The sequence below is a fragment of the Novosphingobium resinovorum genome, from assembly GCF_036352595.1.
GTDB classification, from domain to species: Bacteria; Pseudomonadota; Alphaproteobacteria; order Sphingomonadales; family Sphingomonadaceae; genus Novosphingobium; species Novosphingobium resinovorum_B.
The window spans coordinates 94,680-108,734 of sequence record NZ_JAZFAX010000010.1 but is presented as its reverse complement, the minus strand read 5'-3'; the positions used below and the strand labels follow the sequence as shown (position 1 = coordinate 108,734).

Sequence of the window (14,055 nt, the reverse complement as noted above, 5' to 3'; positions counted from 1 at the left end):
ATTTCCGGGCGTCTCTCCGCCGGCGGACAGCAATAGCTCGTACCCGTAGCGGCGGTCGTCGCCCGGCCCCTTCGCCCAGCGCGCTCGCGGCGGCCTTGCACCACCTTGGCCTGATCGGGCAAACGGGCCGCCCCGCCACTCGCATCCCAGGCCGAGGCCATGATCGAACCACACCATTTCGACCCCACGATCCTGCGCGAATACGACATTCGCGGCGTATTCGGTGAAACCCTCCACGAAGCCGATGCGCATGCGATCGGGCGCTGTTTCGGCGCCCTGATATGCAATCTGGAGCGAGGTGGGCCGGAGCGCACTTCGGGATGCACGCCGGGACGCCCCGTAGTCGCGGTTGGGCGCGATGGCCGGTTGAGTTCTCCGGCACTGGAACGCGCCCTCGTTGCGGGACTGGCGCAGGGCGGTGTCGATGTTATCCGCATCGGCTTGGCGGCAACGCCGATGCTCTACTTCGCCGAAGCCTCAACCCCAGAGGTGCAGGGCGGCATTCAGGTAACTGGCAGCCACAATCCCCGCGATCACAACGGCTTCAAGCTGGTACTTGGCGGTGCTCCTTTCTTCGGGCCGGACATCGCCGGTCTGGGTGAGATGGCGGCGCGGGGAAGAGGCACCGCGCCGACCCGCTCCGACGCTCCTCTGGAGGGCGCGGGGAATCTGCGCGCGATCGATGCGACCCTCGACCAGACGATCGGCCCGGTCGGCGTCGAGGATCTCGGCATCGTCGGGGATGTCGGTACCGCCGAGGATCGGGATGTCCTGCCCGCCTACGTCGCGCGGCTGCTCGACGGGCTGGCGGGTATCGATGCGGATCACCTGGCCGCCCTGCGCATCGGCTGGGACGCGGGCAACGGGGCCGCCGGCCCCGCGCTGGAACTCCTGACCTCGCAATTGCCGGGCGAACACCATTTGCTTTTCTCCGAAGTGGATGGCCGGTTTCCCAATCACCATCCGGACCCCACGATCGAAGCGAACCTTGCAGACTTGCGCGCGCTCGTCGCCGCGAAGAACCTCGACTTCGGAGTAGCTTTCGATGGCGACGGCGATCGAATCGGCGTGATCGACGGGCGCGGCCGGGTGATCGACGCCGACCAACTGCTGATGATCCATGCCCGCGATGTGCTTGCCCGCCGCCCCGGCGCGACGGTGATCGCCGACGTGAAGGCCTCACGCGCGGTCTTCGAGACGGTCCGCGCGCTCGGCGGCCGGGCCGAGATGGCGCCCTCAGGGCATTCCCATATCAAATCCAGAATGAAGGAAACCGGCGCGCTGCTCGGTGGCGAGACGAGCGGACACTTCTTCTTCGCCGACGACTGGTTCGGCTTCGACGACGGGCTCTATGCCGCCGTGCGCCTGATCGCCGCGAGTGCGCGGCTGGGCATCGGCGTGACCGCACTGCGCGATGCCATGCTGCCGATGCACAATACACCCGAACTGCGCTTCGCAGTTGCGGAATCGCGGAAATTTGCGGTGATCGAGGAGGTGCGCGCATGCCTCCTGGCCAGCGGGGCCCAAGTGAACACGCTCGACGGCGTGCGCGTCGATACTGCCGACGGCTGGTGGCTACTGCGCGCCTCGAACACCCAGGCCGCACTCACCGCGCGCGCTGAAAGCGACGGGGCAGAAGGGCTTGAGCGGCTGGTGGCGCAGATCGATGCGCAGCTTGCAGCTTCGGGTGTGTCCAGGACCGGAAGCTGATTCCGGGGCCATCGCCCCGTCCCCCTTAACTGTAGACCTCGCGCGCGCAGCACCGCCGTGCGCCGATGCCAGGACGGACCGGGGAGGCCGCGTGCGTGGCTTCGCCGACAACGGGGGCCGGGTCGATGGCCCCGGAATCATTCCCTTATTTCCCTCCCATGAAACTGCATCCGCCACGGTGCTTTCCCCCTGACATGCCGATATGCTCCCAGCGATGACGACCGCCCCCGGCCATATCCCGCCCGAGATCGCCGCCTGGTTCGATTCGCGCGGCTGGCGGGTGCGTCGTCACCAGCGCGAGATGCTCGCCGCCGCCGATCGGGGGAACCATGCGCTGCTCGTCGCCGATACCGGCGCGGGCAAGACGCTGTCGGGCTTCCTGCCAACGCTGGCGGCGTTCTGCCCTTCGCGCCTGCAGGGCAAGGTGCCCGAGGGCCTGCATACGCTCTATGTCTCCCCGCTCAAGGCGCTGGCGACCGACGTGCAGCGCAACCTCCTCGCCCCGATCGAGGAGATCGGCCTGCCGATCCGCGTCGAGACCCGCAGCGGCGATACCCCGTCCGACCGCAAGGCCCGCCAGCGCGCCCGGCCGCCGCATGTCCTGCTGACGACGCCCGAATCGCTCTCGCTGCTGCTGACTTATCCCGAGGCGCCCGCGCTGTTCGCCGGGCTGCAGCGGGTGGTGATCGACGAGGTCCACGCCTTTGCCACCGGCAAGCGCGGCGACCTGCTGGCGCTTTCGCTGGCGCGGTTGCAGGCGCTGGCGCCGGGGATGCGGCGCGCGGCGCTCTCGGCGACGCTGGCGGACCCCGATGCCTATCGCGGCTGGCTGGCGCCGTGGGGCGAGATCGACAGTGTCGAACTGGTCGCGGGCGAGCCCGGTGCCGAGCCGCAGGTCGAGATCCTCCTCCCGCGCGAGGAGCGCATTCCCTGGAGCGGCCACGCCGCCACCTGGGCCATTCCGCAACTGATGGAGCAGATCGGCGCGCACCGCACGACGCTGGTGTTCACCAACACGCGGTTCCTGGCGGAGTATATCTTCCAGGAACTGTGGGACGCCAACGAAGGCAACCTGCCGATCGGCATTCACCACGGTTCGCTGTCGAAGGAGGCGCGGGCCAAGGTGGAAGGGGCGATGGCGGAAGGCCGGCTGCGCGCGCTGGTGTGTACCGCCAGCCTCGACCTCGGCATCGACTGGGGCGACATCGACCTGGTCGTACAGATGGGCGCGCCGAAAGGGTCTTCGCGGCTGCTGCAGCGAATCGGCCGCGCCAACCACCGGCTTGACCAGCCCAGCGAGGCGGTGCTGGTGCCGGGCAACCGCTTCGAGTTCCTGGAGGCCTTCGCCGCGCAGCAGGCCGTGCGCGAGGGGCAGCGCGACGGCGATCCGTTCCGCCCCGGCGGGCTCGACGTGCTGGCGCAGCATGTCATGGGCACCGCCTGCGCCGGGCCGTTCCGCGAAGGGGCGCTGCTCGCCGAGGTGCGCTCGTGCCTGAGCTATGCCTGGGTGGACGAGGCGACGTTCGCGCGGGTGCTCGAATTCGTGGCGACGGGCGGCTACGCGCTGCGCTCCTACGACCGGTTCCGGCGCATCGTGCGAGAGCACGACAAGGGAAAATTGCGGGAGCGCGGCGACGGGGAGTGGCGGCTGGCCCATCCCGAGCATGCCGCGCGGCACCGGCTGAACGCGGGCATCATCGTCGATTCCGAGATGCTCGACGTGCGGTTCCGGAACGGCCGCTCGCTGGGCAAGGTCGAGGAGGGCTTCGGCGCGAGCCTGGAGTCGGGCGACACCTTCCGCTTCGCCGGGATGGACCTGGAGGTCGAATCGCTCAAGGATCTGGAACTGATCGTGCGCGCGGCGAAGCGCTCGGCGACGATCCCAAGCTATTCGGGGCAGCGCATGCCGATCTCGACGCATCTGGCCGACCGGGTGCGGGCGATGCTGTCCGACCGTGCGGGCTGGGCGCGCTTCCCGGACGACGTGCGCGAATGGCTGGAAGTACAGGACTGGCGATCGCACCTGCCGGCGCCGGGGCGGCTGCTGGTCGAGAGCTTTCCGCATCGCGGCCTTGCCTATACCAGCTACTACACGTTCGAGGGCTGGAACGCGAACCAGTCGCTGGGCATGCTGGTGACCCGGCGCATGGAGGATCGCGGGCTCGGGCCGCTGGGCTTCGTGGCGACCGACTATACGCTGGTGGTCTGGGGGCTGAAGCCGGTGGAGGATCCTGCGGCGCTGCTCTCGCCCGATATCCTGGCGCATGAGTTCGTCGACTGGGTGCAGCAGTCGTATTTGCTGCGGCGTGCCTTTCGCGAGGTGGCGGTGATCTCCGGGCTGGTCGAGCGGCAGCAGCCCGGGAAGCGCAAGTCGGGGCGGCAGGTGACGTTCTCGACCGACCTGATCTACGACGTGCTGCGCAAGTACGAGCCCGACCATTTGCTGATCGAGGCGGCCTGGGCGGATGCGCGCGCGCGGATGACCGACGTGGGGCGCGTGGCCGACGTGCTCGAGCGCGCGGCGCAGCAGGTCGACCATGTGGTGCTGGACCGGATCAGCCCGCTTTCGGTTCCGGCGTTGTCGATGATCGGGCGCGAGAGCCTGCCCTCCGGCGCGGCGGACGACGACCTTCTGCTGGAGGCGGAGAGCCTGGCGGCGGTGGCGATGCGGGTGGACGCGCCGGAAGAGGATTAAGACGTAAACTCATAAACGGCACCTCCCCGAGACAGGCTCGGGGAGGGATCGGGGGTCAGGCCAGTTCCTTGAGAGGTACGCCGGTGTCGCCAAGGCGCTCCACATCGGGGGTGGCGCCGGCTTCCACCAGCTTGCGGCCCTGGACGTAGTCCTTGACCATGTTCACGCAGTCCAGCGCCACGACCTTGCCCTGCTTGAGGTAGACGACCGAGAAGCTGCGCCCCGCTACGTCGCCGCGCGTCACCGTCTGGTCGAAGCCCATGTTGATGCCTGCGGTCTGCAGCTTGAGGTCGTACTGGTTCGACCAGAACCACGGGAACGCCTTGTAGGGCTTTTCGTCACCGCAGATCGCCTTGGCCACGCACGTCGCCATGTCGTTGGCGTTCTGCACCGATTCGACGCGCATCACGGTCCCGCCCGCATAGTCGCAGGCGAAGGCCGCGCAGTCGCCGATGGCGTAGACGTCAGGCAGCGAGGTGCGGCAGAACTCGTCCACATCGACCCCGTTCGCGCCCGAGGCGCCGGCGAGGATCAGCGGGCCGACGGCCGGTACGATGCCGATGCCGACGATAACCGCCTCGGCCGGGACGATCTCGCCGTCCGCCAGCTTCACGCCGGTCACCCGGTGACCGTCACCCTCGAGGCATTCGACGGCGACGCCGGTGCGCAGATCGACGCCGTGGTCGCGGTGCTCCTGCTGGTAGAATTCGGACAGTTCCTCACCCGCCACACGCGCCAGAACGCGCGGCAGGGCTTCGAGCAGGGTGACGTTGAGGCCCATTTTCGAGAGCACCGCCGCCGCTTCCAGCCCGATGTAGCCGCCGCCGATGACGACGATGTTGCGCGTCCCCGCATCGACTTCGGCCATCAGCGTGTCGCAGTCCTCGCGGGTGCGCACGGCATGGATGCCCGCCAGGTCGGAGCCCGAGCACGACAGCCGGCGCGGATCGCCGCCGGTCGCCCAGACCAGCTTGCCGTAGCCGAACGTCGTGCCGTTCGAGAGCGTCAGTTCCTTCGCCGCCGGATCGACCTTCGTGACTTCGGTGCCCAGCTTGAAGGTTACTTCCTTCTCGGCCCAGAACGTCGGCGGGCGGATGTAGAGGCGGTCGAAGGTCTTCTCGCGCGCGAAGTATTCCTTGGAGAGCGGCGGGCGCTCGTAAGGATACTCCGGCTCGCGGCCGATGACGGTGATGGTTCCCGCGAACCCGTTCTGGCGCAGGGCGAGCGCGCACTGCGCCCCGCCATGTCCCGCTCCCACGATGACGACGTCTGATGTTTCCATGGGCGCCATGCGTTCCGCAATTTAATCGCGCGGTCAATAACCGTTCTTGAAATTCTGTTTGCCTTGTCAGGTATGAGCGGCGGTCATGCAGATAGGATCATGCCCCATTGCGCGCACATCGTCATTGCGAGCGCAGCGAAGCAACCCAGAGCCGCGCAAACTGGCCTGGGTTGCTTCGCTGCGCTCGCAATGACGAAAGGGGGCGATTTACGCCATGACTTGTCCGTGCAGCGCGTCCATCGTCAGTTCCAGCGAGCGGATCTGTGCTTCGGGGTCGTAAGTCGCGATGCTGACGATCAGTTCGTCCGCCTGGGTGCGGGCGATGAAGTCCTCGATCCCGGCGCGTACCGTGGCCGGGGTGCCGACCGCGCTGACCGAGCGGACCTGTTCCAGCATCGCCCGGGCCGCGCCCGGCAGCGTGGCACGGTAATCGGCCACCGGCGGCTTGAGACGGCCCGGATTGCCCGAGCGCAGCGCTACGAAGCTCTGGTCGGTGGACGAGGCGAGCAGCGCCGCCTCTTCGTCGGTGTCGGCGGCGACGACGTTGATCGCGGCCATGAAGTGCGGCTTGTCGAGCATTTCGGAAGGTTCGAACCGCTCGCGGTAGATCCGTGCGGCATCGTCCAGCGCGGCGGGCGCGAAATGCGATGCGAAGGCGTAAGGCAGCCCCAGCATCGCGGCGAGCTGCGCGCCGAACAGGCTGGAGCCGAGAATCCACATCTCCACGTCCGCGCCCGCCGCCTGCGGCGAGGGCACCCCGCCGGCCGCCTGCCCCTCGAACCGCGCGCGCAGTTCGACGACGTCGTTGGGGAACCGTTCGGAGGCGGCATGGATGTCCTTGCGCAGCGCATGGGCGAGCCGTCCGTCGGCGCCCGGCGCGCGGCCGAGGCCAAGATCGACGCGGCCCGGGAACAGCGCGGCCAGCGTGCCGAACTGCTCGGCGATCACGTAAGGCGTGTGATTGGGCAGCATGATCCCGCCGGCGCCGATGCGGATCGTCGAGGTCGCGTTGCCGAGGTGCGCGAGCACCACCGAGGTGGCTCCGCCCGCGATCCCGTCCATGCCGTGATGCTCGGCCACCCAGTAGCGCTTGTATCCCGCCCGCTCGGCCGCCTGCGCGGTGCGGACCGAGATGTCGAGCGCCTGGCCGACGGTGCCGCCTTCGCGGACGGTGACGAGATCGAGGACGGACATCGGGATCATGCGGTGAACCTTATCTTGAGGGCGGGCCCGCCACCTCGGGGGGCTTGGTGGCGGGGGTATCGGTATCGACGCCGAGCTGGGCGAGGTACTGCTTCGCGGTCACCGCCGCTTCGCTGGAGGGGGCGGTCTTCATCACCGATTCCCAACTGCGCCGCGCCGCGTCCTCGTTGCTCGAGAGCATGGCGATGACGCCCGCCTCGAGGCCGATCTCGGGATCCTGCGGGGCGAGGCTGGCGGCCTTCTCGATCTGCGTCTGCGCCACCGCCAGCTTGTCCTGACGGCGCGACAGCGTGGCCGAGAGCAGCCAGGCCTGCGCGTTGTCGGGCTGAGCGGCGCGCGCCTCGGCCAGGGCGTTGGCGGCTTCATCGGGCTGTTTCACCGCGACGAGGCCGCGCGCGCGGTCGAGCGCGATCGAGGCGGTGAGGTCGGTGTCGCCGACGATCTTGGCGTCGGTCGCGGCGGGTGCCAGCAGCGCGAGCGCCTGCCCGGCCTGCCCGGCGGCGAGCGCGGCATTGCCCGCCATCGCGCCAAGCCGGGCGCGGCTGGCATGGTCGGCCGGGTCGGCGGCGTCGCGGGCGTTGACGAAGGCGGTCCGGGCTTCGTCCCAGCGGTCGAGGTTGCTGAGCGCCACGCCGAGGCACAGCCCCGCGCGCACCCGCTCGCGCCCGAGCGCGTCGGCGAGGGCGTCACGGGCCAGTACGGCGGACTTTTCCGGGGCGGCCTCCACCGCGTTCATGCAGCCGGCAGACGCCTGCGCGGTGGGCAGCGCGACGTTGCGGGCCTCCTGCGCGCGGCGGTCGCGGTCTTCCTTGTCCTTCTTCTCGATGATCTCCAGCGGCAGCGAGGAGGCATAGGGCCTGGTGGCGCTCGGCAGGGTGGAAGCCGGGCCGACCTGGGCCATCAGCGGGAGCAGGAGAAGCAGCGAGGACATGGGAAATCAGGACTCCGGGGCGGCCTTCACGCGCTGGCCGATACCGAGGGCAACACCAGCTCGGCGACGGTGCGCAGCAGCAGGCGAATGTCGGATTCGCGCGAAAGGCGATGATCCCCGTCCTTGATGAGCGTGACCTGCACGTCGGCTGAACGCAGTTTCTCCGCCAGGCGCATGGAAATCTCGAACGGCACCTCGGCGTCGCGCTGGCCGTGGAGCAGGCGGACCGGGGCATCGATCGCGATCTCGCCCTCGAGCATCAGGCTGGCCTGCCCGTCGATCCAGAAACCGGCGTGGGTGGGGGTGGGTTCGGGGCCGTAGGGGTTGTCTTCCCAGATCGTCTCGCCCTCGGCCAGCAGGGCCTTGTCCATCTGCGGCACGCCCCATTCGGTGAAGTCCGGCGCGGCGGCGACGCCGACGAGCCCGGCCAGCCGCTCGCCCAGCGCGAGACCCGCCTTGAGCATCAGCCAGCCGCCCATCGACGAGCCGACCAGCACGATCTTCGCATCGGTCTCCAGCGCGGCGACGATCGCGAGCACTTCCTGGCTCCAGCGCGAGAGGGTGCCGTCGGCGAACAGGCCCGGGCTCTCGCCGCAGCCGGAGTAGTCGAACAGCAGGCAGGGCAGGCCGCTGGCGCGCGCCATCTCGAACAGCGCGGTCGCCTTGGAGCCGGCCATGTCGGACATGTAGCCGGGGAGGAAGACGATCACCGGGCCGGTTCCGGGGGTGAAGCGATAGGCGATCGAGCGCCCGTCGGAGAGATCGAGGTAACTGGTCGAGGTCATGGGGCCCTTAGTGGGAATGCGGCGGGGGCAAGGCAAGGTTTAAAGGACCGGGATACCTGGCCTCGGGTCGCAATGACGAAAGAGGGCGATTCCAGCTCATCGCGCAGTCCGGTCCCGAAAACCGCTGGACGCCCCTGCCGTAATGCGATCTTAAGCCGTCTTCCCTACCGCTGCAGGCCGATATGAGCGCCAAGGTCATCCACTTCCCGACCCGTCCCTCGCGGCTTGCGCTGCGGCTCGAATGGTTCGCCGCCGATCGCTCGGTGCTGCTGGCGATCTGGGCGCTCTACTTCGCCCTGCGGGTGGCCGTGCTGCTGATCGATGTGGCGCCGACCTCGGATGCGGAGTGGTACTTCAGCCGTGCCGCCAGCATCGCGGCGGGACAGGGCTATCTCGACAACCACGGCGCGCCGACCGCGTTCTGGCCCGCCGGGTGGCCGATCGCGCTGGGGCTGGTCTTCGCGCAGTTCGGCGTGAGCCAAGTCGCGCTCGGCCTGTTCAACCTGTGCAGCGCGATGCTGACCGGGGCGCTGACGCTGGTGCTGGGGCGGCGGCTGTTCGGCTCGGAGGCCGCCGCGCGCGCCGGGCTGCTGCTGCTGGCGGTCTATCCCAACGCCATCGGCTACGTGCCGCTGGCCTTGACCGAGGTGTTCTATACCGCGCTGCTGCTGGCAGGGTGCTGGGTGATCGTGACGCGCACCAGCCGCTGGCACCTCGTCAGCGCCGGGCTGCTGTTCGGCGTGGCGACGTTGGTGAAGGCGCAGACGCTGGTGGTGGTGCCGCTGCTGTTCGCGATCGAGTGGCTGCGCCAGGGTGGTGGTTGGCGTCAGGTCTGGAAACGGCTGCCCCGCCTGCTCGGCGAGGGGCTGCTGGTGCTGGCGATCGCGGGGCTGACGGTGCTGCCCTGGACGATCCGCAACCATGTCCAACTGGGCCACTGGGTCGCGGTTTCGACCAATGGCGGCTATACCCTGCTGACCGGCAACCACGACACCGCGACCGGAGATTACACACCCGACGCGCCGGTGGTGGCGGCGCTGATGGCCCGCCCCGGCCTGGATGAAGTCCAGCGCGACGCCGAGGCGCGGCGGCTGGGCATGGCTTGGATCACCGACCACCCCGACCGCTTCGTGAAGCTGCTGCCCAGGAAGTTCCTGCGCCTCTGGCTGCCCGACGGCGAGGCCGAGTGGGCCTATCAGGGCGGGGCGCCGGGCTATGCGCGGTTCGAACTGGCCTATCGCGCGGTGCGGGTGCTCAATCAGGGCTACTACGGATTGTTGATGATCGGATTCGCGGCGGCGTTCGTGGTGATGATCGCCCGGCGGCGGCGCGACGGGCAGCGCTGGATCGGCTGGTGGCTGCTGCCTTACGGGATCGCGCTGTATCCCACGCTGATCTGCCTGGTATTCTCGGGCCAGTCGCGCTTTCACTATCCGGTGATGCCGTGGGTCTGCATGACCGTGGGCTGGCTGGCGACGGCCACGCTGGCAAGGCTGGGCGAGCGCCGCGTGCGCCCGACCCTGCATTGATGCCGTTCGCTCAGTAGAGCTTGGGCGCGACCACGCGCAGGATCACCTTGCCGCCGCTGCGCAGCCCGGTTTCCTCGCGCGCAGGGACGGGTTCGGCGGCGGACTGGAACAGCCCCAGCGATACCGCGGCCGCCACCGCGATCGCGACTGCCACGCCGATCCGCGCTCCCCGCTTTCGTTTCAACGGCCCGCCAGCCATCACTCACCCCTCAGGAATATGTCCTCGATGGTCATACCAAAGACATCGGCGATGCGGAAGGCCAGCGGCAGCGAAGGATCGTAGCGCCCGGTCTCGATCGCATTGACGCTCTGGCGCGAGACTTCGAGGCGCTCGGCCAGATCCTGCTGGCTCCAGCCACGCTCGGCGCGCAGGATCTTGAGGCGGTTGTTCACGCACAGGCCCCCGCCGTCCCCTGCGTTATCCTGTTCACCAGCATGCCGACGAACAGGCCCATCGCCCAGAGCGGAAAGACGAGGAAAACCGGCAGCTTCGGCACATCGGTGTAGATTTCCAGAAGGCCCCAGACGCTGCATATGGCAAGGGTCACGCCGGTCGCGACAAGAAACTTGCGAACCTCCAGCATGCGCAAATACTCGTCATCGAGTTCGATGAGCAAGCGCGCCATCGTCCAGATCCAGCCCAGGACCGCAAGGCCCGGCAGCAGCGCGATCCCGATGGTCATCGGATTGGCCTCGGCATGGTCAGGCACCAGTCGCGACGCCAGCATGATGGCTCCCACGTACAGCAGGCTCACCGGCAGCATGCGCAGGGCATAGCGGCGATAGGCTGGATTCTTAACGGATTTTCGACCGAACATGACAAGCCTCCTTGCTCATTTGTAAAGCACACTTGTCTGTTTGAGTGAAAAAGTCAAGTGACATTGACATAAAGGCAGGCAACCTCGCCATCACATTGCCTTTCCGGGCCCGAATCGCTACATCGCGGCAATGCTTTCGCGCACCATCACCACTACCCTCACTACCGGGCTCGTCCGGGCACGGTTGGTCGCGGGCTGAGCCCAAGCGAACCGCCGCAGCCCGGATTTCGGGCGAGAACGGCGTCTCTCTTTCCGAAATAGAGCCATTTCCGCCGACGCCACGCCTTCACCCGAAGGCGCGCCTGTGCCATGGCGCGCCAAAGCTTTGCGGCCCACATGCTCTGGTATGGCATGGGGCAAACGAGAGAATGAGTTCGTCCATGTCCGAAATGTTCAAGATCAGCCTGCCCGACGGTTCCGTGCGCGAAATGCCGCAAGGCTCGACCCCGGCCGACGTCGCCGCCGCCATCGGCCCGGGTCTCGCCAAGGCCGCCCTCGCCGCGAAGATCGACGGTGAACTGGTCGACCTGTCGCGCCCCTTCACCGGCGACGCCAGCCTCGCGCTCGTCACCAGCCGCGACGAGGCCGAGGCGCTGGACCTCGCCCGCCACGACTTCGCGCACGTCCTTGCCGAAGCGGTGCAGGCGCTGTTCCCCGGCACGCAGATCACCTTCGGTCCTTCGACGAACGACGGCTTCTACTACGACTTCGCCCCGGCAGAGCGCCCGTTCACCGACGAGGACTTGCCCGCGATCGAGGCGGAGATGCGCAAGATCATCGCCGCCAACAAGCCGCTGCGCCGCGAAGTGTGGGACCGCGAACAGCTCATCAGCCGCTGGAAGCAGCAGGGTGAGAGCTTCAAGGCCGAATGGGCCGCCGAACTGCCCGGCGACGAACCGCTGACGGTCTACTGGTCGGGCGACGACTGGCTCGACATGTGCCGCGGTCCGCACCTGCCCTCGACGGGCAAGCTGGACCCCGCCGCCTTCAAGCTGACGCGCGTGTCCGGCGCCTACTGGCGCGGCGACCAGAACAACGCGATGCTGAGCCGCATCTACGGCACCGGCTGGCTCAACAAGAAGCAGCTGGCCGAGCACCTGACGCGGCTTGAAGAGGCCGCCAAGCGCGACCACCGCAAGCTCGGTAACGAGATGGACCTGTTCCACCTCCAGCACGAAGCGCACGGCTCGGTGTTCTGGCACCCCAAGGGCTACGTGATCTACCGCGCGCTCGAGGACTACATGCGCCGCGCCGTCAACGACGCGGGCTGCAAGGAAGTGAAGACACCGCAGGTCATGGACGCGCGCCAGTGGGAGCAGTCCGGCCACTGGGGCAAGTACCGCGAGAACATGTTCGTCATCCCCGACGAGGTACCCAACACCGAGGACGACGGCCCGATCATCTCGGACGACGCGCAGTGGATGGCGCTCAAGCCGATGAACTGCCCGGCGCACGTGCTGATCTTCAAGCAAGGCATCAAGTCCTACCGCGACCTGCCGCTGCGCATCGTCGAGAACGGCTGCTGCCACCGCAACGAGCCGCACGGCGCGCTCCACGGCCTGATGCGCGTGCGCCAGTTCACGCAGGACGACGGCCACATCTTCTGCCGCGAAGACCAGATCGTCGGCGAAGTGCAGGCGTTCTGCGAAATGGCGGACAAGGTCTACCGCGACTTCGGTTTCACCTACGCGATCAAGCTGGCACTGCGCCCGGACAACCGCATCGGCACCGACGAGCAGTGGGACAAGGCCGAGGCCGAACTGCGCGACGCCGTGGTGCGCGCAGGGCTCGCCACCGAGGAATACGGCTGGGAAGAACTCCCCGGCGAAGGCGCGTTCTATGCGCCTAAGCTGGAATGGCACCTCACCGACGCGATCGGCCGCACCTGGCAGGTCGGCACGATCCAGTCCGACCGCATGCTGCCCGAGCGCCTCGACGCGCACTACATCGGCGAGGACGGGGAGAAGCATCGCCCGGTCATGCTGCACCGCGCGATCTTCGGTTCGTACGAGCGCTTCATCGGCATCCTGATCGAGCACTTCGCAGGCAAGTTGCCGGTATGGCTGGCCCCGGTTCAGGCGGTGGTGACGACGATCGTTTCGGACGCAGACGGCTACGCCGCCGAAGTCGCCGCCAGGCTGAAGGCGGCGGGCGTACGGGTGGAAACCGACGTGCGCAACGAGAAGATCAACTACAAGGTGCGCGAGCACTCGTTGAAGAAGGTCCCCCACCTCGTCGTCGTCGGCAAGCGCGAGGCGGAGGAAGGCACCGTCGCCCTGCGCACGCTCGGCGCCGAGCACCAGAAGGTCATGACCCTCGATGAAGCCATCGCCCTGCTGACCGCCGAAGCGACCGCGCCGGACTTGAAGGCATGATCCAGCGCGAACTCCTCGACTCTGCGTGGATTCCTGACGGCGAGAAGCTTGAGCTGTTCCGCCACGACAAGGACTTCATGATCGTCATCGGCCACAACGAGCTGATGAGCACGCGCAAGTGGGGCTCGGAAGAAGCCCTCGCGACGATGGCCTACGACCGGATCAAGGGCTCTTCCAAACGCCCGCACTTCCTGATCGGCGGCTACGGCATGGGCTTCACCCTGCGCGCCGCGCTTCGGGTGCTGCCTGCCAATGCGCAGATCACCGTGGTCGAACTGGTGCCGGAGATCATCCAGTGGGCACGCGGGCCCATGGCGCACCTGACCGGGGACTGCCTCGAAGACCCGCGCGTCAACCTGGTGATGGGCGACGTCGCGCAGGCGATCATCGATGGCCACGGCGACTACGATGCGATCCTGCTCGACGTCGACAACGGCCCCGATGGGCTGGTCCGCGAGGACAACAACGTCATCTATTCCAAGGTCGGCCTTCGGGAGGCTTACGGGGCGCTGACCCCGGACGGCGTGCTGGCGATCTGGTCGGCCGGCGCCGATCCCGCCTTCACCCGGCGCATCGAACGGGCGCGGTTCGCGGTGGACGAAGTGAAGGTCCACGCCCGCAGCAACGGCAAGGGGCCGAAGCACGTCATCTGGTTCGCCTCGAAAAGCGAATAGGACCGGGGCGCGCGTCCAGCCCTCCGCCTGAACCACCCCATCGATGTTTTCGC

Annotated in this window: 12 protein-coding genes; 5 read left to right on the top strand and 7 right to left on the bottom strand. The window is 68.0% G+C overall.

Annotated features, from left to right (window positions below):
* Positions 1-159 precede the first annotated feature (159 nt).
* Both V2S85_RS11890 and V2S85_RS11885 read left to right on the top strand, forming a co-directional pair.
* Positions 160-1,710, top strand: a complete 1,551-nt coding sequence (locus V2S85_RS11890) for a phosphomannomutase/phosphoglucomutase (RefSeq protein ID WP_330703070.1) — start codon at positions 160-162, stop codon at positions 1,708-1,710.
* 214 nt (positions 1,711-1,924) lie between these two features.
* Positions 1,925-4,405, top strand: coding sequence for a ligase-associated DNA damage response DEXH box helicase (locus V2S85_RS11885; RefSeq protein WP_330703069.1), 2,481 nt, complete (start codon positions 1,925-1,927; stop codon positions 4,403-4,405).
* Between the two features lie 55 nt (positions 4,406-4,460).
* Here the strand turns inward: V2S85_RS11885 and V2S85_RS11880 are convergent, their stop codons facing one another.
* The 4 genes from V2S85_RS11880 to V2S85_RS11865 form a co-directional block, all read right to left on the bottom strand.
* Positions 4,461-5,687, bottom strand: coding sequence for an NAD(P)/FAD-dependent oxidoreductase (locus V2S85_RS11880; RefSeq protein WP_330703068.1), 1,227 nt, complete (start codon positions 5,685-5,687; stop codon positions 4,461-4,463).
* A 207-nt stretch (positions 5,688-5,894) separates the two neighbouring features.
* Positions 5,895-6,890, bottom strand: a complete 996-nt coding sequence (locus tag V2S85_RS11875; RefSeq protein WP_330703067.1) for an LLM class flavin-dependent oxidoreductase — start codon at positions 6,888-6,890, stop codon at positions 5,895-5,897.
* A 10-nt stretch (positions 6,891-6,900) separates the two neighbouring features.
* Positions 6,901-7,821, bottom strand: coding sequence for a hypothetical protein (locus V2S85_RS11870; protein WP_330703066.1), 921 nt, complete (start codon positions 7,819-7,821; stop codon positions 6,901-6,903).
* A 26-nt stretch (positions 7,822-7,847) separates the two neighbouring features.
* Positions 7,848-8,606 (bottom strand): alpha/beta hydrolase, encoded by a 759-nt coding sequence (locus V2S85_RS11865; protein WP_330703065.1) that lies wholly within the window; start codon positions 8,604-8,606, stop codon positions 7,848-7,850.
* 182 nt (positions 8,607-8,788) lie between these two features.
* On the opposite strand from V2S85_RS11865, the gene V2S85_RS11860 reads away from it, so the two are divergent.
* On the top strand, positions 8,789-10,135 hold the full coding sequence (locus V2S85_RS11860) for an ArnT family glycosyltransferase (RefSeq protein ID WP_330703064.1): 1,347 nt from the start codon (positions 8,789-8,791) through the stop codon (positions 10,133-10,135).
* Between the two features lie 10 nt (positions 10,136-10,145).
* Here V2S85_RS11860 and V2S85_RS11855 read toward each other — a convergent pair whose 3' ends face one another.
* The 3 genes from V2S85_RS11855 to V2S85_RS11845 are packed head-to-tail and all read right to left on the bottom strand — an operon-like array spanning position 10,146 to position 10,953.
* Entirely contained in the window at positions 10,146-10,289 is a 144-nt protein-coding gene (locus V2S85_RS11855) for a hypothetical protein (RefSeq protein ID WP_330703063.1), read from the bottom strand.
* A gap of 44 nt (positions 10,290-10,333) precedes the next feature.
* Positions 10,334-10,528: a helix-turn-helix transcriptional regulator gene (locus V2S85_RS11850; protein ID WP_330703062.1), complete on the bottom strand. Its 195-nt coding sequence runs from the start codon at positions 10,526-10,528 to the stop codon at positions 10,334-10,336.
* Positions 10,525-10,953, bottom strand: a complete 429-nt coding sequence (locus tag V2S85_RS11845) for a hypothetical protein (RefSeq protein WP_330703061.1) — start codon at positions 10,951-10,953, stop codon at positions 10,525-10,527. Before V2S85_RS11845 ends, V2S85_RS11850 begins: the two co-directional genes overlap by 4 nt.
* A gap of 380 nt (positions 10,954-11,333) precedes the next feature.
* Between V2S85_RS11845 and thrS the strand changes: the two genes are divergently transcribed.
* Positions 11,334-13,328: a threonine--tRNA ligase gene (gene thrS, locus V2S85_RS11840; RefSeq protein ID WP_330703060.1), complete on the top strand. Its 1,995-nt coding sequence runs from the start codon at positions 11,334-11,336 to the stop codon at positions 13,326-13,328.
* Positions 13,325-14,002, top strand: a complete 678-nt coding sequence (locus V2S85_RS11835; protein WP_330703059.1) for a spermidine synthase — start codon at positions 13,325-13,327, stop codon at positions 14,000-14,002. Before thrS ends, V2S85_RS11835 begins: the two co-directional genes overlap by 4 nt.
* The last annotated feature ends 53 nt before the right edge of the window (positions 14,003-14,055 follow it).